The sequence below is a fragment of the Silvimonas sp. JCM 19000 genome (assembly GCF_054652575.1).
Window position 1 is genome coordinate 103,903 of sequence record NZ_BAAIHC010000002.1, and the last position, 16,929, is coordinate 120,831.

The following is a 16,929-nucleotide window of genomic DNA, read 5'->3' on the forward strand; positions in this document are numbered from 1 at the left end:
GTATAAGTTTGTCGCATATTCCCGAAATTACTAAATGTAGAGCGTTCCCAATCAGGCCCAATACCATACAAGAAAGATTTCATTGCTTGAGTCATTGGACAAGACAAACCTGATTTTATCGACGTCTACGGGATAAATATCAATCCGATAACTATGCCGTGTGGTTGCCGTTGGCGTCGTAGGTGTAACTCCGGGCGGGGATGTATAACAGTTCGTTCGCCATTTCGATGTATTGCCTGCGGTTGCGTTCACCGAGAGGACGCCGCCTGCCATGGCGGCGCAGAGCGACGAAACCCCATCCGGCTTGGTCTGCTGGTGCTGACATCCTGCTGGTCCAAACACAAAAAAGGAACAAGAGCGAAGATTTTGTATTTTTATGGTTTCACATGAATTTTAAATCCATCTATCTCTGTATATCCGAAGACAGAGTCATCAATTGTTATTTTTACCAGATCATCTTGAGGGGCGTACTCCTCCAGATTGGATTTCAGCATCAATTTATAGTCATTAAGAAAAATGAAGTCCAAGCGCCCTTTTTTGGGTTCATTTAAAGCAAGCAGCTTCTGTTTTTCATTAAATACGTCCGTAAAATTAAACGGCGATGAATCACCATCTGAAGTGCTCAGTACCCCATTACCATCCACCAGCCTCCAATCACACAGGTAAATCCATATTTCAACGGGAAACTCACTTTCGTTTCGTAACAACTCAAAAAAAAGAAAGCTCCCGTACCCTTTCGTGAAGCGTTTAACTTTTAGTGGCAGTAACTTCGAAAACCATTCGGGCAATCGTTCCATTTAGCATTTCCCTTCCAAAATCTGGCGTGCGATATCTCTTCTGCATGCGCTGGCCGATGGCGTTGTACGTGTACGTGCCCAGCACCGTGCTGCCTTCGGTGGTTTTGACCATGCGACCGACGTTGTCGTACACGAAGGTCGTGCCGCCACGGCTGGTCTGGTTGCCGGTGGCGTCGTAGCCGAAGTAGACCACCGGGCTGGCGGGGATGTTGTTCAGGCGGTTGCTGGTGGTGCTGTTGACAAAGGGCAGGCCGGACGATGAGGTGCGGTTGCCGTTGGCGTCGTAGGTATAGCTCCAGGTGCCGGTGCCTGCAATGCTGTTGGTGGTCATCCGGTCAAGACCGTCATAGCGATACGCGGCGGTAAATTGCGGATGGTTCGAGTCGACGGGTGCCCACCTCGTCGTGGCTTTGTCACCATCAGGCAAAGGTAACGTGGCTCTCCACATTGGCGACGTGGAGTGCCCGCTCCTCAATATTGTGTTGTTGCATAAATCGGCTGGGCCGCTTCGGGAATTCAATAGAGAAGAATTTGCCTCTGTGAAGGAAGATTTTCGCTCTCAGCGTTTCGGGTCCCTCCGCTCGCAATAAAACTGTTGCCGCGTGAATGTCTGGCCGATCCAGTTTAAACAGCGGCGCCGCAGCATTTTCCCGGTAGAAGAAGCACACTTTTGCACCTCCGGCCTGATGCTGTACAAACGAAACAGCAGCAAGCTGTGCATCAAGAATGCACTTGCTTTCCTCTTGCAATGAGCTTCGCCATGCATCAAACACAAGTCGTTCATAAGGCAGCAGCTTTTTGCCGGCGAACTGGCAATTCCACAAGCCCGCCACCCAATTCAGAATTGATCCACTCATCATTTGCACCCACACCCATTCATAGCGGCGTCGCCCGTGCCAACAGCACTACCGGCAACTGCGCCCTTATAGACTTACGGAATCCGATCAAGTTGTTGTAACCACGCGGGATATTTAGAGCCCAAATCGCGCCAGCCGCGCGGATGCCGGTATGGATAGTGATAGTAGGAACCCGTTACTGCTGCGCGAGATTTACTTGTTCCAATACTGTCCCGGAAAGCGCAGTTTGGTTTCCCAGCGCCACGCGACTTTGCTGGTGGGCGGATCGGTCACCTGTTTCGGGCTGCCGAAGTGATCGGCCAGACGCCCGAGTAAATGGTCTCCCGCACCATTTTTCTAGTGTCGTCTTACTCGCCGAGGATCAAAAAGTTGGTTCAGTGATTATTGAGGCATTTGATGCTAAGGGTATTGGATTTGCGATTCCGGTGCAGACGGTTTATCACCATGGCGGGTCCGATGTATGCGGCGGGGCTGCGGGGGCGTCGGGTGGGGCGGCAGTAATACCGCGCCTTCCCACGGCCGATCTTGACCGCCTTGCAATCGCCAAGGTGCGGAATTGAGCTGATGTTGGATTCAATTGGATTGGAGTTGCCTGGTATGGTCATTTAACAAAACCAAAGTATCCAAAGCCCGGCCAAGTTCGGATTGGCTCGGCCCGCCCAGGTCTTCGTTTAACTCCGACATCCAAAGCATCCATTCTTGAAGAACATCGTATTGCGCCGGCGTTAGACCTATCCATCGCTCAATAAAATAGTCATCCCATAATTCAGGCTTGGGGGATCGATCCAGTATCATTGTTACGGCCTGCACGACAGATATGTCGGGCCGGAGGTCTTGAACGCTGCAAGCCACCACGGCGGGAAGATAGTATTTGAACCAGGCCGGTGAAAATCCATAGAATGCGTCGGAATACTGTGTGAGATCCTCTAAAGTTAGCTGATTCCACGGGCGCTCCCTTAGCGCAGCGGCATCGTTATATTCGGTTGTATTCGGCGTTGCTCGCCTTTCCGGTTCGGCAGGCAATTCAGTATCAAATGCCTTGGTTAATTTTATTAAGAGATCACTCATCAGAACCCTCCAATTGAGCATTTAGCGATAGCGCGCCAAGCCCGCGTGCCGACTATGCCTTGGCAGCAACGTATACCAGTCGGTGTTTTGTCTGTAATTATCCAGTAACTAGAACAGATTTTTTATTGCTTTGTCCGCATTTTTATATTCGCAAGGTAGATCTAGCGATTTCTGATAGGCGATGGAATCCTTCACATCTGCCCCATATACGGATCATATTCCCGGAACCTCTTACTGCTCCCCGCTAATTTCTGGAATAGGCGCTCACCAGCCATATTCCGGCACGAAGGATCAAGACTCTAATCAATAATTGGCGTTGCGCCTGAGATACTCCAGCAAAACTCGCCACACATCTACGTCTCCCACCAAAAAGCTGTCTGCCTCCTTCCACTGGGGTAGATTCATGGCTGATTCGATTTCGTATTTGCTGGCGAGGTCGATTGCGTTTCGCACGGCATCGGCCTCATCTTTCAATCCCACCTTTTCATAGGCATTGGCGACGTCCGAATATTGAACGCCACCGGGAAACGCTGCCGACAGCAAGAGTTCAACACCGCCATTATCGATTATTCCCTGAGCGTGATACACCAGCATGAAATTCTTTAGACTTTCCTCTAGCAGAAGCGGCCTTCCTTTTGTGCCCGGCAACTTCGCTAAAACCTTTTGATAGGCGAGATCAAGCACCGTGTATTCGTCGTTTTTCATTAATATGCTGCCTCGCAGAGGGCGACTTACCATTTTAAGCTGCGTCTTATAGTGCACTTCCGACTAGTGCACTTCCAAGAGCCAAATTTGCCGTTTCTACACAAACAAAGCTAATGCAATCCCCTGTCAGGCTTCCCAGGTAAATAAGCCCCGTAGAACGCCAGAGCAATGAACACCATTACGCCAAGATGCTCCCACCACGGAAGATCCCAAGAAGCAACAAACTTGTAAATGCACGCAATGATGCCGCCCAGTATCAACAACACCCACCGCAGGAAAGTACGTACTTTGTTAGTCATTTGTCGTCATGAACAGTTGGGGCCAACAAATTAGCGAGCCGGCTTGCAAGACCTCGGTCGCATATTGGAAGGCGGGACAGGTTGAATCAACCAAGCGCTTAAACTCGCTATGCACTAGCGTGCCGCGAATCCAGTGAAGGGCACATCGGATGCCGTGTGTTGCATCTACATTTGCAGCAGCATATTCCGCCAAGGCTTGAAGACGTTTATATGCCGCCGCCATTTCTGGTATATCCGGGGACCGGTTCAATTTAATAGCTTTGGCCTGTTAGCCCCTGTGGATCAATCGCACTTAACGGCGGCTTGCCTTGAGCCGCAAGACAATTCGCTCACCAAGCGTACTTCCGAGTTTCCAAGGCATCTATCCACGCGCCAAGCTTGTAGTCCCTACGAACAAGCTCCTCGACGAACTCCACGAAGTCTTTCGCTATCTCAGCGAAGACTGGCTCAGACCGCGAGAGGAAGTAGATGCGGCCAGCAGAGTCAAAGGCGTAGAAGTTTCCAGGCACATCCTGCGCGAACGTGGCACCCCCCTTCAACTGACCTTTTTCTATGGGAGCGAACCACTCCTCGTGGAAGCTCAACTCTTCATCAACGTCACCGTACCCAACCGCAAGCAACCAGGCACGTAGAACGGTGGGCACGGAAGCTCCGACCTTCGCTTCCAGACGCCCGAGGTCATCGGCAGCGACCTGAGCATAAACCTTGAACACCGGCTTTTGCCTGAACAGTCCCTTCCGGCTGGCCGACAGCACGGACCTTGCAAGCTCGTCAATGGTCAGACTCATTTTTTACCTCCGCACTCGTTCATCCCAGCAGAAGCAGCCCCGCAAATTGCTGCTCCAGGGGCGCGGGCATCCCATTCATCAATCGGCGCCATGCTGGCCACGTTGCATAGTTCCCACCGGTACGTGCAGCGACCGCGTCGTGGCCACCGGCCAGTCGCCCAGGTAGACCGTCTCCTGCACCATCTTGCCGGTACCGTCGTACTCGCCCAGGATGTGGCCGGCTTCGTCATAGACCAGGCGCGTGACCACGCCGCTGACGGTTCTGCATGCGCTGGCCAATGGCGGTGTAGGTGCCCAGTATCGCGTTGGTGCCTTCTGTTCCGAGCGAGCACCGCTGACTCGCCGGATGCTCATCAGACGTACCGCATAATCCCAGCGCTTGGCGTTTAAAATTCTGGCCGATTTATCGGCTAATCGAAGGGCATTAAAATACTGCGAGCTTCAGCAGCGCGCAGATATCTGGAAAAAATTTCTTGCCCATCGAAGAAGGGTTCGTCCACTTGTACAATGCGCTCCGCTCGGACATAAACCCAAGTAAGTTCACCGCGTTCAGTCGGATACACGATGCCGCTTCTGCCATGGCCGACGATATCAGCTTTGAGTGCCGCACTTTCTTCCGAGTCAGCAGTTACCAATACAAAGCTTTCCTCCCAAAAGCTCTCAAGGAGTTCACCCAACGATGACTGCACCTCACTTCGAAAAAACAGGCTGGCCATATAAATCATATTCAACTGCCCTTTTTAAAGCGCAAATCATTGAGTACCTTCCACGCTGTTTTCGCAGTCTTGTCACTATTTTTTGAGGCCTCCAGGATCTGCTGCAGCGTTTTATCCTTCCATTGGCCGGGAAGACTTCCCGAACGCTCGCCTTACATTCTTTTGCGATGATTCGATCCGCATTACTGGTCAGCCGGTTTATGGCATTTTGAATAACAGCATTCTGCTCGCCAGAACCCGCCGCATCCAGTAACGCCCTTAATTCGTCGACGTCTCCACGCCGAATGGCTTGTTCAATCGCTGCATCCACCGTGGTGCGCGCCATTGCGCTTGAATCGATAAACACTAAGGGGTTATTACCCACATACCCATAAGTATTTATCCCCCCACCCAGCCCGATCGGATCGCTCTGGATATACCAAGTGACAACATCCGGCCTGCCACACCCCGGCGGGCGGTTATCAAATAGTTATCATTTGGTTATCAAAAAGTTAGCAAATAGTTATCAAATCCCGTCCGGATTCAGTGGTTTTATGGCCACTTTGCGATCAGGCACAGCCTGATCGTGTGACGAGGACGCCCCGCAACCGCTTTTTTGTGGATGGAATGGGTGATTTGATGGCCTCAGCGACCCTTTCCTTAACGCAAAAAACCTCATACACCATACGCACCTGTGCGGTGTGCATAACCGATTGATTTAAAATGAGAATTAGCCATTTTTGTCACTCGATTCTGTATGCAAAACATAACAGAATCGCCGTAACCCACTGATTTCCAAAAGCAAAACTGTATACAAACTGTAAACAGCGAGGTGGCGGCCAATGCTGATGCCTCGGCTCCTGCCAAACAGACCCCAAACAGCAGAAACAACAACGCCCACCGTAATAGGTGGGCGTTGTAAATGAAGCATCTCAATACGAGTCGCAGGATAGGCCCGCTTCATTCTCCAGTAGCGTCGAGAGCGATTCAGCAGCGGAGGTAGACGACAACACCACGTCCTCAAGTATTACGCTCGCATCGGCCCCCAAACCTGCCGCCGCTGGACCCGTTGAAGTCACTTTCAGACTTCCCCGGAATGGCAGATATTCATCCCCCAGTGTGTTCAGCAAAACAATGTCATCGTTGACTTGGGGTAGTGCTAACAGATCAATAAACCCCGTGACATTTCCATATGCGGAAGTCGGAGAATGGTAAAGGGTAAAGTCAAGATAGATTTTCATGGCTATGGATTCAAGGGTGCGCCAGGAACTAACAAACTGCTCGCAGCGGCTGTTTCACTAGACATATCGCAACCCAACTTGCGACCAAGCGAGATCAACGTCCATATCTTGGCGATACGTCCGTTCAAGTCGTCGCCATGCCCCACCGATGTCGTATTCGTTCCAGTAACCGATGGATTGGGTATTGCGAATGCATTCTTGTACAGCGTCGTATCGTTCAACATTTTGTTCATCTTGCCACGCGCGTCATTAATCGCCTGATTTGTCGCGGCTTTCAACGCAGCGCAGGGGTCATTGCTGTTTTTGCAAATCTTGTCATAGTGACTTTCCTCCTTCGGCGTCATCCCCTGAGGGCGCGGCGGAACCGGAGTTGCCGCTGGAGGTGTGTGCTGACAGATGTAGGCGAAGAAAACATCAAGGCAAGGATCCCCATTAATCGTCGCCAGCCCAGAAGGATCAATGTTGGTTAACGGATTTCCCGCCACATATGCATAGGTATTAAGGCCTCCGGCCAACCCAATCGGATCGCTCTGGATATACCGACCCAGGTACGGATCATATTCGCGATAGCCATTGCTGCTTCGCGAGATCTCCCTGTCCCAGTACTGCCCCTGCAGGCGCAGGCCTCAGCCCCGAGGCACGGAATCTATCGTTGCCAGGTCGGTAATGCCTTGCAGAATCTTGCAGCGCGAGACTTCGTCGACCGCCACACAGCAGTCGCGTAACCCCCGGATCTCATCGCGTAAAAGTTGAAGCTCGCTGATGCGGCGATCGATCAGGCTCAGGTGTTGATCAACCAGTTCATTCACCGGCCCGCAGGCGGTCGTTGGCGCGTCTCTCAAGTCGAGCAGCGTTCTGATTTCGTGGTGCGTCATATCCAGCGCGCGGCAGTTACGGATGAAATGCAGGCGTTGCAGGTGGTTGCTGTCGTAATGCCGGTAATTGGTTGGCGTTCGCTCGGGCGGCGGTAGCAGGCCTTCACTTTCGTAATACCGGATGGTTTCTGTTGTGCAGCGGGCGGCGCGGGCGAGTTGGCCGATTCTCATGAGGCTTGACCTTGAAGTTACTTCAGGGTTTGTACTTCAGCACATCGATATCGTTTGAGTCCACCATGGCCAGTTGCTGCGAAGACAAAAGTTGTGAAATTACTGCGCTCCGCGCCAGACACGGGCGGGTTCTTTGGGCCGTGCTCGGGATCAATGCCGCCATGTTTGTGCTGGAAGCGGTTGCTGGTTGGCTGGGCCATTCCACCTCGCTGCTGGCAGACGCCCTGGACATGCTCGGCGACGCGATAGTCTATGGCTTCAGCCTGTTTGTGCTCAATCGGTCTGCTCGTTGGCAGGCCCGGGCGGCGCTGGTCAAAGGTGGCTTTATGTTTTTGTTCGGGCTGGGGGTTTTGGCCGAGGCTTTGCATAAAGCAGTGAGCCCGATCATGCCGGATCCCGTGACCATGAGCATGACGGGAGCAGTGGCACTGGCGGCCAACCTGATTTGCTTTGCATTGCTGTTTCGTCACCGCGCCGACAATCTGAACATGAGCTCGACGTGGACATGCTCGCGTAATGATCTGATTGCCAACGTCGGCGTGCTGCTGGCAGCTGCGGCGACCTCGGTTTCCGCCTCGCGCTGGCCGGATATCGGGGTGGGCGGGGTGATCGCGGCCCTGTTTTTAAGGTCTGCTATTTCAGTGATACAGGACGCGCTGCGTGCGCTGCAGCCCGCCCTCGGCATCCCGGTTGCGGCGGCGGATCGTCCTGTTGTGATCGCTTTGCATAAGTCACCCCCTCGCGACCCAAACGTTGGCCCGTGAAGGGGCTCCCGCTGGCGGGTCGCGCCCCCAGCGACGCAAGCCTTTTGCCTGCCGCTCATCGAAATGGAGGGTCGGCACCGCGCAAGTACAAAGGCCTGGATATATTAATTACAAGACCTTATTGGAAATATATCTTTGACTTTCTTTAAGCTTGCGAGGAATTCATGAAGCATCTTCTTTGCGCGCTTTGCCTGGCGGCCAGCGCGATCTGCGCGCCTGCGTTTGCCAGCAGCGAATACCAGTTCAGCTATACCTTCAGCAGCCCGCCCACGGGCGACAGTTACAGCAATCAGCCGGCAAATCCGGCCACGGTCACAGGCACCTTCTGGGGCACCGCCAGCGGTGACCTGATCACCGGGATTTCCGGATTGTTGATCTCCTATGTCCAGAATGGCGTCAGTGCCAGCAATTTGCCGGTGGAATTAACCTCGTATAGCGGCCAGGCCGCTGGCGCGGTGGTTTCTTTCTCCGGCGCGGGCAATGATTTTTATGCAATGCAAGTGCCTGGGGCGTCCAGTTTTTCCTTTATCAGCCAAGGCAAAGATTCTGGCGCCGCCACTGATCTGTTCTGGTTTCAAAAAGGACCCGCCTGGGACAGTTCGTTTTATATCGCGACGGACTTTGTTGCCGATCCGGCTTCGTGGTCTGTGGTTGCGGTGCCGGAGCCAGAAACCTATGCGCTGATGGGCTTGGGCCTGCTGGGTCTTTGCGCGGCAAAACGTAGGCGGGTTTCGGCACCCGCAGCGGCGCAAGGCGACGGCGGCGTCCAGCAAAGCTGACCGTCGTCCAGCCGGGGCGCAGCACGCTTGTGCTATGGACGGGCAGTTGTACAAAGCTGGCGCATTCCATGTGAACTAGCTGACGGGCACCGCGGCAGTGAGCTTGAAATGCCGCAGTCACCCTGTGTGAAAAGCTGCGCGAAAAGTTCAGAACGGACGCGCGCAGCATGAGCTCGTTTTCCGCATGTGGGGGGCGAGTTGCAAGGCTGACGCGTATCGCGGCCAAGTTGATCCCGGTAGGCAAACAACTTACGCAGCCCAGGCAAGCTACGCGCGGACCCAGACCAGACGACCATATCGTCCAGCGGATGCCAGCGCCGTGCGGCGACGCAGTCAGTCGCGGCGCATCACCCAGTCGCGATGCAGATCGTCGCCCACCTGAAACGTCGTTTCACCAATGATCTTGAAGCCATTACGTTGATAAAACGCGATGGCGCGCGCGTTGGCCTCGCTCACAGTCAACCGCACCGGCCCATCGATCCCGCTCAAAGCATGCTCGGCCAACAAACGTGCGACGCCGGCGCCATGATGTTCGGCTGCCACGTAACATTTGCTCAGTTCCGCAATCCCATCCGCCGCAGCTATCCCCAGGGCATCCGGTTGTAGCGTCACCAGGCTGAAGCCGATCGCGGCGCCGTCCGCAAGGGCGACCAGCAAACGCAGATTTGCGTCTTCGACCATGCGCTCGAAGTCATGCAGCTGCAGGTTTTGCTTTATATAAGCGTCGATTTCGCTTTGCGGGGTGCTCGGCGGGCAGGCGAGGGCAAAGGTATGGGCGGCGACTTCGCTGATCGCGGCGCAATCGGCCAGAATTGCAGGCCGGATGGAATAGGGCATCAACATTTCTCCAGATGTGTAAGGCGCCGGGTATGGCGGACGGGCGCGGCTACTCTGGCCAGGCGCGGGGCTGAGCAAGACCAGGTGAGGCAGAAGTTAACATTGCAGTCGCTTGCTCGCAGCCGATCGTTGTAACAACCGCGCTGTTTCCGTTATGCTAGCGGGCTAGTTTTCGTATGCCTGACCATCACTGATGGGCGCCGAAATTAACCGCGGCGTGCGCGGCAATACGACCACGGGATGCCACAAGCAATTGCCTTGTTGGTGGCATGTCAGGGCGTTTACCGCGCGCGCTCCACATTACGGGGCTGGTTTTCATACCGGCCCAGCCTGGCCCAAGCATGGCTTGTCGGCCTGAGTCACAAGCGAAGGATGGATTACCAAATGCAAGCACAACTGGAAACCCTGAGCGGGCTCGAGCGCCGTCTCAGCTTCTCCGTTCCCCGTGATCAGATTGCCTCTAAAGTCAACGCTCGCCTGAAGAGCCTGAGCAAGACTGCCAAGATCGACGGCTTCCGTCCTGGCAAAGCGCCGCTGAGCATCGTGTCGCAACAATATGGTTTCCGCGTTCAGGAAGAAGTGCTGGGCGAAACCGTTGAACGTTCGTTTGCCGATGCCGTGCAAGAGCAAAAGCTGAGCGTGGCCGGTTACCCGCGTTTTGAACCGAAAGACAGCGCTGAAGATGCTGACTTCCAGTTCGCCGCCACCTTTGAGGTTTACCCCGAAGTGACCGTGGGCGATCTGGCTGGCGTTGAAGTTGAAAAGCCGACGCTGGAAATCTCGGACGCCGAAATCGACAAAACCGTTGATATCCTGCGCCGCCAACGCACTCGTTACGAGCGCGTGACCACCCCGGCCGAAGCTGAAAACCGCGTGATCATCGACTTCAAGGGCACCATCGACGGTGAACCGTTTGAAGGCGGCAGCGCTGAGAACTACGCATTCGTGCTGGGCAAAGGTCAGATGCTGCCCGAGTTTGAAGCCGGCATCACCGGCATGAAAGAAGATGAAGTCAAAAACGTGGAAGTGAACTTCCCGGCTGACTATCATGGCAAAGACGTCGCTGGCAAAACCGCGACCTTTGAAATCACGGTCAAGAACGTGGCCAAGGCCCAGCTGCCGGAAGTCGATGCTGACTTTGCCAAGAGCCTGGGCATTGCGGATGGCGACATCGCCAAGATGCGCGAAGAAGTCAAAGCCAATCTGGAACGTGAAGTCCGCTTCCGCCTGAAGGCCCGCGCCAAAGAAAGCGTGATGAGCGCGCTGATCGACGCATCGCCGGTCGAGCTGCCCAAGTCGCTGGTGGGTCTGGAAATCGGTCGCCTGGCCGAATCTGCCCAGGCTGACTTGAAACAGCGTGGCATTGATCCCAAGTTGGTACCGTTCTCGCCGCAAATGTTTGAAGCGCAAGCCAAGCGTCGCGTGCATCTGGGTCTGGTGCTGGCCGAAGTGGTCAAGGCCAACGGTCTGGAAGCCAAGCCGGAGCAAGTGAAAGCCATCATCGAAGATCTGGCGCAGAACTACGAAGATCCGACCGATGTGGTGCAGTGGTACTACGAAAAACGCGAACGTCTGGCTGGCCCGGAATCGATGGCGCTGGAAGACAACGTAGTCGATTTTGTGCAATCGAAGGGCAAGACCGTCGAGAAGCCGGTGTCCTTTGAAGAACTGATGGGCCAGCAGCAACAGGCTTGAGCGGTCCGGATGCCGTCGTTGGGTATCCGGAAGCAGTAACCGGATATCCAACTCTCGTGAGGAACACCATGCAACACTCAGATTTTGAACCGCAAGGCCTTGGCTACATCCCCATGGTGGTTGAGCAAAGCGGGCGCGGCGAACGTTCGTACGATATTTATTCGCGCTTGCTCAAAGAGCGGGTGGTCTTCCTGGTCGGCCCGGTCAATGATCAGAGTGCCAACCTGATCGTTGCGCAATTGCTGTTCCTTGAATCGGAAAATCCGGACAAGGACATCTCGCTGTATATCAATTCGCCCGGTGGTTCGGTCACGGCCGGTCTGGCGATTTACGACACCATGCAATTCATCAAGCCCAATGTTTCGACATTGTGCGTGGGCCTTGCTGCCAGCATGGGCGCTTTCCTGCTGACCGCAGGCGAGAAGGGCAAGCGTTTTGCCCTGCCGAATTCGCGTGTCATGATCCATCAACCGCTGATTGGCGGCTTGGCGGGTCAGGCATCCGATATCGAAATCCATGCACGTGAATTGCTGAAGACCAAACGTACGCTGAATGAGCGTCTGGCCTTCCACACCGGCCAGCCGATCGAAACGATCGAGCGCGATACCGACCGCGATAATTTCATGAGCGCGGAAGAATCTGCCAAGTACGGCCTGATTGACGAAGTGCTGGTGTCACGCGCAGGCAAGGCCTGACACTGATGTTAAGATAGTGGCCGCCAGTGTTCTGCTGGCGGTTTTCTTTTTCCTGGTCCGCTCCGGCGCGAGGGGGGGATATGGCTGACAAACCCAAAGACAAATCCAAAGAAAAGCTGCTCTATTGCTCGTTTTGCGGCAAGAGCCAGCATGAAGTGACCAAGCTGATTGCCGGTCCGCAAGTGTTTATCTGCAATGAATGTATCGAGCTGTGCAACGACATCCTCAAAGAGGAAGGCAATGCGCAAATCGGTGCGGTTGCAGAAACACAGACGCCGGATGGCAAGCGCTTGCCGTTGCCGACCGAAATCCGCGAAACGCTGGATTCGTATGTTATCGGTCAGGAGCGTGCCAAGAAGATTCTGGCTGTGGCGGTGTACAACCACTACAAGCGCCTGTCGACCAAAGCCGACAAGCATCGTGACGTGGAATTGTCCAAGTCCAACATCCTGCTGATCGGGCCGACTGGCTCGGGCAAGACCTTGTTGGCGCAAACCATGGCCAAGCTGCTGGACGTGCCGTTTGTAATCGCCGATGCCACCACGCTGACCGAAGCCGGTTATGTGGGTGAAGACGTCGAACACATCATCGCCAAGCTGTTGCAACAGTGCGATTACGACATCGAAAAAGCGCAGCGCGGCATCGTTTACATCGATGAAATCGACAAGATCGCTCGCAAGAGCGAAAACCCATCGATTACGCGTGACGTATCTGGCGAAGGCGTACAGCAAGCATTGCTGAAGCTGATCGAAGGCACGGTTGCATCGGTACCGCCGCACGGTGGCCGCAAGCATCCGAACCACGACATGCCACAAGTCGACACCACCAACATTCTGTTTATTGTTGGCGGCGCGTTTGAAGGCCTGGACAAGATCATCCGTAATCGCTCAGAGAAGGGCGGCATGGGTTTTGGTGCCACGGTGGTCAGCAAGGACAATACGTCCGGCATTGGCCAGCTGTTGCACGATGTCGAGCCTGACGATCTGGTGCGCTTTGGTCTGATCCCTGAATTTGTGGGTCGTGTGCCGATTACGGCAACGCTGGAAGAGCTGGACGAAGCCGCACTGATTTCGATTCTGACCGAGCCGCGTAATGCGTTGGTGAAGCAATATCAGAAGTTGTTCGACATGGAAGGCGTAACGCTGGAAGTGACTACGGACGGTCTGAGTGCCATTGCCCGCAAGGCGATGGAGCGCAAAACTGGCGCGCGTGGTCTACGCTCGATTCTGGAGTCATCGTTGCTCGACACCATGTATGAACTGCCGGCGCTGGAAGGCGTATCGAAAGTCATCGTGGACGAGAACGTGATTACTCAGGGCGCGGCGCCGCAACGTGTACCGTCTGACCCGGCTGAACCTGCCGCAGCGTAATCTTCAAAAACCGGCTTAATGCCGGTTTTTTTCAATGCTGCCAGCCACATAGCGATCACAGATGCATTTTGGGCCGCGCGCCACTGGGCGTCCGGCCACGCAAAAGTGGCTGCGCACGTTGAATTTCGTGGCTCCAAGCCACATTATTGATTTATTCCCCAACCACCTCAGGGCCCCAAAGATGTCAGAAAATCATGCATTGCCCCCTGAAGTCGCGTCCTTTCCCATGCTGCCGTTGCGGGATGTGGTCGTGTTCCCGCATATGGTTATCCCGTTGTTCGTCGGTCGGCCCAAGTCGATCCGCGCATTGGAGGCCGCAATGGAAGGCGGTCGCCACATTCTGTTAGTGGCGCAAAAGAATGCCCAGAAAGACGAACCGGCCATGGCGGATATTTATCCGGTTGGCACCGTCGCCACCGTATTGCAATTGCTGAAGCTGCCTGACGGCACGGTTAAAGTGCTGGTTGAAGGCCTGCAACGCGCAGACATGCTGTCGCTCAAGGACGAAGACGGCTATTTCAGCGCCGAGGCCTTGCCGCATGAGCCTGCCGATGATGAAGGCCATGAGGCCGAAGCCATGCGTCGCGCCTTGCTGTCGCAGTTTGACCAATACGTAAAACTGAACAAAAAGATTCCGCCCGAAGTGCTGACCTCGCTGTCTGGCATTGAGGCTGCTGGCCGTCTGGCTGATACCATCGCCGCTCATCTGCCGCTCAAGCTCGAGCAAAAGCAGGTTGTGCTGGAGATGGGTGACGTCAAAAAGCGCATGGAACACCTGCTGAAGCAGCTCGAAACCGAGCTCGACATCCTGCAGGTGGAAAAGCGCATCCGTGGCCGCGTGAAGCGCCAGATGGAAAAGAGCCAGCGCGAGTACTACCTGAACGAGCAAGTCAAAGCCATCCAGAAAGAGCTGGGTGAGCTGGACGAGAACGCCGATCTGGACGATCTGGAAAAGCGTATCAAAGCCGCAGGCATGACCAAAGAAGCCCGCGAAAAAGCCGAAGCCGAGCTGAAAAAGCTGCGCATGATGTCGCCGATGTCGGCCGAAGCGACCGTGGTGCGCAACTACATCGATACCATGCTGGCGCTGCCGTGGAAGAAAAAGACCAAGATCAGCAAGGACATTTCTGCTGCTGATGAGGTGCTCGACGCCGAGCATTACGGTCTGGAAAAAGTCAAAGAACGTATCCTTGAGTACCTCGCCGTGCAAAGCCGCGTCGAAAAACTCAAGGGCCCGATCCTGTGCCTGGTTGGCCCTCCCGGTGTTGGCAAGACCTCGCTCGGTGAGTCGATTGCCCGCTCGACCAACCGCAAATTTGTGCGGATGGCCTTGGGTGGTGTGCGCGATGAAGCGGAAATCCGCGGTCATCGTCGTACCTATATTGGCTCGATGCCCGGCAAGATCCTGCAATCGATGACCAAAGCTGGCGTTAAAAACCCGTTGTTCCTGCTGGATGAAGTCGACAAGATGGGCGCGGATTTCCGCGGCGATCCGTCTTCTGCGTTGCTGGAAGTGCTTGATCCTGAACAGAATTCGTCGTTCAACGACCATTATCTGGAAGTTGATTACGATTTGTCGGATGTGATGTTCGTCGCCACCGCCAACACGCTGAATATTCCGCCAGCATTGCTGGACCGGATGGAAGTGATTCGTCTGTCGGGCTACACCGAAGACGAAAAGGTCAATATCGCGCTCAAGTACCTGGTGCCGAAGCAAGTCAAGGCCAATGGCCTGAAAGACGGCGAATTGGTAGTGAATGACAGCGCCGTTCGGGACATCGTGCGTTATTACACGCGTGAAGCGGGCGTGCGCAGTCTGGATCGCGAGATCGCCAAGATCTGCCGCAAAGTAGTGAAAAACCTGCTGTTAAAGCCAACCGACCGCAAGCAAGTGGTCACTGCCAAAAACCTGGACAAATATCTGGGTGTGCGTCGTTATGACTACGGCATGGCTGAACAGCAAAACCAGGTGGGCCAGGTCACAGGTCTGGCATGGACAGAAGTGGGCGGCGAATTGCTGACCATCGAAGCCGTTAAATTGCCGGGTAAGGGCAAGATGATCCAGACCGGCAAACTGGGCGATGTGATGCAGGAATCGATCCAGGCTGCGCTGTCCGTGGTGCGCTCGCGCGCGCGTCAATTGGGTATTGATCCCGAGTTTTATCAAAAACACGACATCCATATTCACTTGCCGGAAGGTGCTACACCCAAAGATGGTCCGTCTGCCGGTATCGCGATTGCGACTGCCATGACCTCTATCCTTACAGAGATTTCGGTGCGTTGCGATGTAGCCATGACTGGCGAAATTACCTTACGCGGCGAGGTGTTACCGATTGGCGGCCTGAAGGAAAAATTGCTGGCGGCCCACCGTGGCGGCATCAAGCACGTGCTGATTCCTGAAGGAAATGTTAAGGATCTGGCTGAAATTCCAGACAACGTTAAGCGCGGTTTGGCCATTCATCCGGTAAAATGGTTTGATCAGGTGCTGGGACACGCACTTGAACGACAGCCCGACCATGCCGAAGCAGAAAACGGTGCAAGCACGGAGGCGATCAATACGCCAGCGGCGGATCGCCCCGGCGTGGAAACTGGCACACAGCCTACCAAGCACTAGTTGACACGCGTTTTTGCCGCTTGCTATAAAGCTCAGGCAATCGGCTGACCGGACCTATCCAACCAGAATGAAAGGGGACGTAAGTGAACAAATCTGAACTGATCGACGCAATCGCCGAATCCGCAGGCCTGTCGAAGGCTTCCGCTGGTAAAGCGCTGGACGCTACCATCGAAGCTGTATCCAAGGCCCTGCAAGGTGGCGACGAAGTGACCCTCGTGGGCTTCGGCACTTTCTACGTGGCTGAGCGTGAAGCACGCAACGGCCGCAATCCGCGTACCGGCCAGACCATCGAAATCGCTGCTGCAAAGCAACCGAAATTCCGTGCTGGCAAATCGCTGAAAGATGCAGTACAATGATTGTCTTTGCTGCTGAGGGAAACCTTGCAGCGTAAGACCGGGGGTGGTTAGCTCAGTTGGTTAGAGCACCTGCTTCACACGCAGGGGGTCGGTGGTTCGAATCCACTACTACCCACCAAGGTGATTTGCAAGTTTTACAATAAACCTGTTACAATCGCCGACTCTTCTGGAGCGGTAGTTCAGTTGGTTAGAATACCGGCCTGTCACGCCGGGGGTCGCGGGTTCGAGTCCCGTCCGCTCCGCCAGATGTCAACAAAAAGCCAGGCTTTATGCCTGGCTTTTTGTTTTTCTGCGTTCAGGAATGGATGGTTTTGGCGCAAGAC

Annotated in this window: 20 protein-coding genes and 2 tRNA genes; 9 read left to right on the top strand and 13 right to left on the bottom strand. The window is 54.6% G+C overall.

What is annotated here, in order from left to right:
* Positions 1-374: 374 nt before the first annotated feature.
* The 12 genes from ACYQ1A_RS02835 to cadR all read right to left on the bottom strand — a co-directional run bounded on the left by ACYQ1A_RS02835 (position 375) and on the right by cadR (position 7,496).
* Positions 375-797 (bottom strand): hypothetical protein, encoded by a 423-nt coding sequence (locus ACYQ1A_RS02835; RefSeq protein ID WP_499360053.1) that lies wholly within the window; start codon positions 795-797, stop codon positions 375-377.
* A complete protein-coding gene (locus tag ACYQ1A_RS02840) occupies positions 748-1,245 on the bottom strand; it encodes a hypothetical protein (RefSeq protein ID WP_499360055.1) in 498 nt (165 codons plus the stop codon). Before ACYQ1A_RS02840 ends, ACYQ1A_RS02835 begins: the two co-directional genes overlap by 50 nt.
* On the bottom strand, positions 1,217-1,663 hold the full coding sequence (locus ACYQ1A_RS02845; protein WP_499360056.1) for a hypothetical protein: 447 nt from the start codon (positions 1,661-1,663) through the stop codon (positions 1,217-1,219). Before ACYQ1A_RS02845 ends, ACYQ1A_RS02840 begins: the two co-directional genes overlap by 29 nt.
* A gap of 564 nt (positions 1,664-2,227) precedes the next feature.
* Positions 2,228-2,722, bottom strand: a complete 495-nt coding sequence (locus ACYQ1A_RS02850; RefSeq protein WP_499360057.1) for a DUF6714 family protein — start codon at positions 2,720-2,722, stop codon at positions 2,228-2,230.
* Between the two features lie 303 nt (positions 2,723-3,025).
* Positions 3,026-3,427 carry a DMP19 family protein gene (locus ACYQ1A_RS02855; RefSeq protein ID WP_499360059.1) on the bottom strand — a complete coding sequence of 134 codons (402 nt, stop codon included), beginning with the start codon at positions 3,425-3,427 and terminating at the stop codon, positions 3,026-3,028.
* A gap of 628 nt (positions 3,428-4,055) precedes the next feature.
* Positions 4,056-4,514: an SMI1/KNR4 family protein gene (locus tag ACYQ1A_RS02860; protein ID WP_499360060.1), complete on the bottom strand. Its 459-nt coding sequence runs from the start codon at positions 4,512-4,514 to the stop codon at positions 4,056-4,058.
* A 78-nt stretch (positions 4,515-4,592) separates the two neighbouring features.
* Entirely contained in the window at positions 4,593-4,763 is a 171-nt protein-coding gene (locus tag ACYQ1A_RS02865; RefSeq protein WP_499360062.1) for a hypothetical protein, read from the bottom strand.
* A 161-nt stretch (positions 4,764-4,924) separates the two neighbouring features.
* Positions 4,925-5,239 (bottom strand): DUF4288 domain-containing protein, encoded by a 315-nt coding sequence (locus tag ACYQ1A_RS02870; protein ID WP_053939348.1) that lies wholly within the window; start codon positions 5,237-5,239, stop codon positions 4,925-4,927.
* A complete protein-coding gene (locus ACYQ1A_RS02875) occupies positions 5,205-5,645 on the bottom strand; it encodes an RHS repeat-associated core domain-containing protein (RefSeq protein ID WP_499360346.1) in 441 nt (146 codons plus the stop codon). The genes ACYQ1A_RS02870 and ACYQ1A_RS02875 overlap by 35 nt, the downstream gene beginning before the upstream one ends.
* Before the next feature lie 496 nt (positions 5,646-6,141).
* Complete coding sequence (locus ACYQ1A_RS02880) at positions 6,142-6,450, bottom strand: hypothetical protein (RefSeq protein WP_062221673.1); 309 nt, start codon at positions 6,448-6,450, stop codon at positions 6,142-6,144.
* 2 nt (positions 6,451-6,452) lie between these two features.
* Complete coding sequence (locus ACYQ1A_RS02885) at positions 6,453-7,073, bottom strand: RHS repeat-associated core domain-containing protein (protein ID WP_499360347.1); 621 nt, start codon at positions 7,071-7,073, stop codon at positions 6,453-6,455.
* 3 nt (positions 7,074-7,076) lie between these two features.
* The gene (gene cadR, locus ACYQ1A_RS02890) at positions 7,077-7,496 is read right to left on the bottom strand and encodes a Cd(II)/Pb(II)-responsive transcriptional regulator (RefSeq protein ID WP_062221671.1); all 420 of its coding nucleotides are present in this window, start codon (positions 7,494-7,496) and stop codon (positions 7,077-7,079) included.
* 11 nt (positions 7,497-7,507) lie between these two features.
* On the opposite strand from cadR, the gene ACYQ1A_RS02895 reads away from it, so the two are divergent.
* Both ACYQ1A_RS02895 and ACYQ1A_RS02900 read left to right on the top strand, forming a co-directional pair.
* Positions 7,508-8,260, top strand: a complete 753-nt coding sequence (locus ACYQ1A_RS02895; RefSeq protein ID WP_499360065.1) for a cation diffusion facilitator family transporter — start codon at positions 7,508-7,510, stop codon at positions 8,258-8,260.
* Between the two features lie 164 nt (positions 8,261-8,424).
* Complete coding sequence (locus ACYQ1A_RS02900) at positions 8,425-9,039, top strand: PEP-CTERM sorting domain-containing protein (RefSeq protein WP_499360067.1); 615 nt, start codon at positions 8,425-8,427, stop codon at positions 9,037-9,039.
* A 333-nt stretch (positions 9,040-9,372) separates the two neighbouring features.
* Here the strand turns inward: ACYQ1A_RS02900 and ACYQ1A_RS02905 are convergent, their stop codons facing one another.
* Positions 9,373-9,876, bottom strand: coding sequence for a GNAT family N-acetyltransferase (locus ACYQ1A_RS02905; RefSeq protein WP_499360069.1), 504 nt, complete (start codon positions 9,874-9,876; stop codon positions 9,373-9,375).
* A gap of 384 nt (positions 9,877-10,260) precedes the next feature.
* Between ACYQ1A_RS02905 and tig the strand changes: the two genes are divergently transcribed.
* The 7 genes from tig (at position 10,261) to ACYQ1A_RS02940 (ending at position 16,851) form a co-directional block, all read left to right on the top strand.
* A complete protein-coding gene (tig, locus tag ACYQ1A_RS02910; RefSeq protein ID WP_499360070.1) occupies positions 10,261-11,571 on the top strand; it encodes a trigger factor in 1,311 nt (436 codons plus the stop codon).
* Positions 11,572-11,639: 68 nt separating this feature from the next.
* Positions 11,640-12,266: an ATP-dependent Clp endopeptidase proteolytic subunit ClpP gene (gene clpP, locus ACYQ1A_RS02915; protein WP_053937080.1), complete on the top strand. Its 627-nt coding sequence runs from the start codon at positions 11,640-11,642 to the stop codon at positions 12,264-12,266.
* A gap of 80 nt (positions 12,267-12,346) precedes the next feature.
* Positions 12,347-13,636, top strand: a complete 1,290-nt coding sequence (clpX, locus tag ACYQ1A_RS02920; protein WP_499360072.1) for an ATP-dependent Clp protease ATP-binding subunit ClpX — start codon at positions 12,347-12,349, stop codon at positions 13,634-13,636.
* A 181-nt stretch (positions 13,637-13,817) separates the two neighbouring features.
* Entirely contained in the window at positions 13,818-16,250 is a 2,433-nt protein-coding gene (gene lon / locus ACYQ1A_RS02925) for an endopeptidase La (protein ID WP_499360073.1), read from the top strand.
* Positions 16,251-16,333: 83 nt separating this feature from the next.
* Positions 16,334-16,606 carry an HU family DNA-binding protein gene (locus ACYQ1A_RS02930; protein WP_053937077.1) on the top strand — a complete coding sequence of 91 codons (273 nt, stop codon included), beginning with the start codon at positions 16,334-16,336 and terminating at the stop codon, positions 16,604-16,606.
* Between the two features lie 41 nt (positions 16,607-16,647).
* Positions 16,648-16,724: transfer RNA gene (locus tag ACYQ1A_RS02935), tRNA-Val, on the top strand.
* 50 nt (positions 16,725-16,774) lie between these two features.
* Positions 16,775-16,851 (top strand) — tRNA-Asp (locus ACYQ1A_RS02940).
* Positions 16,852-16,929 lie beyond the last annotated feature (78 nt).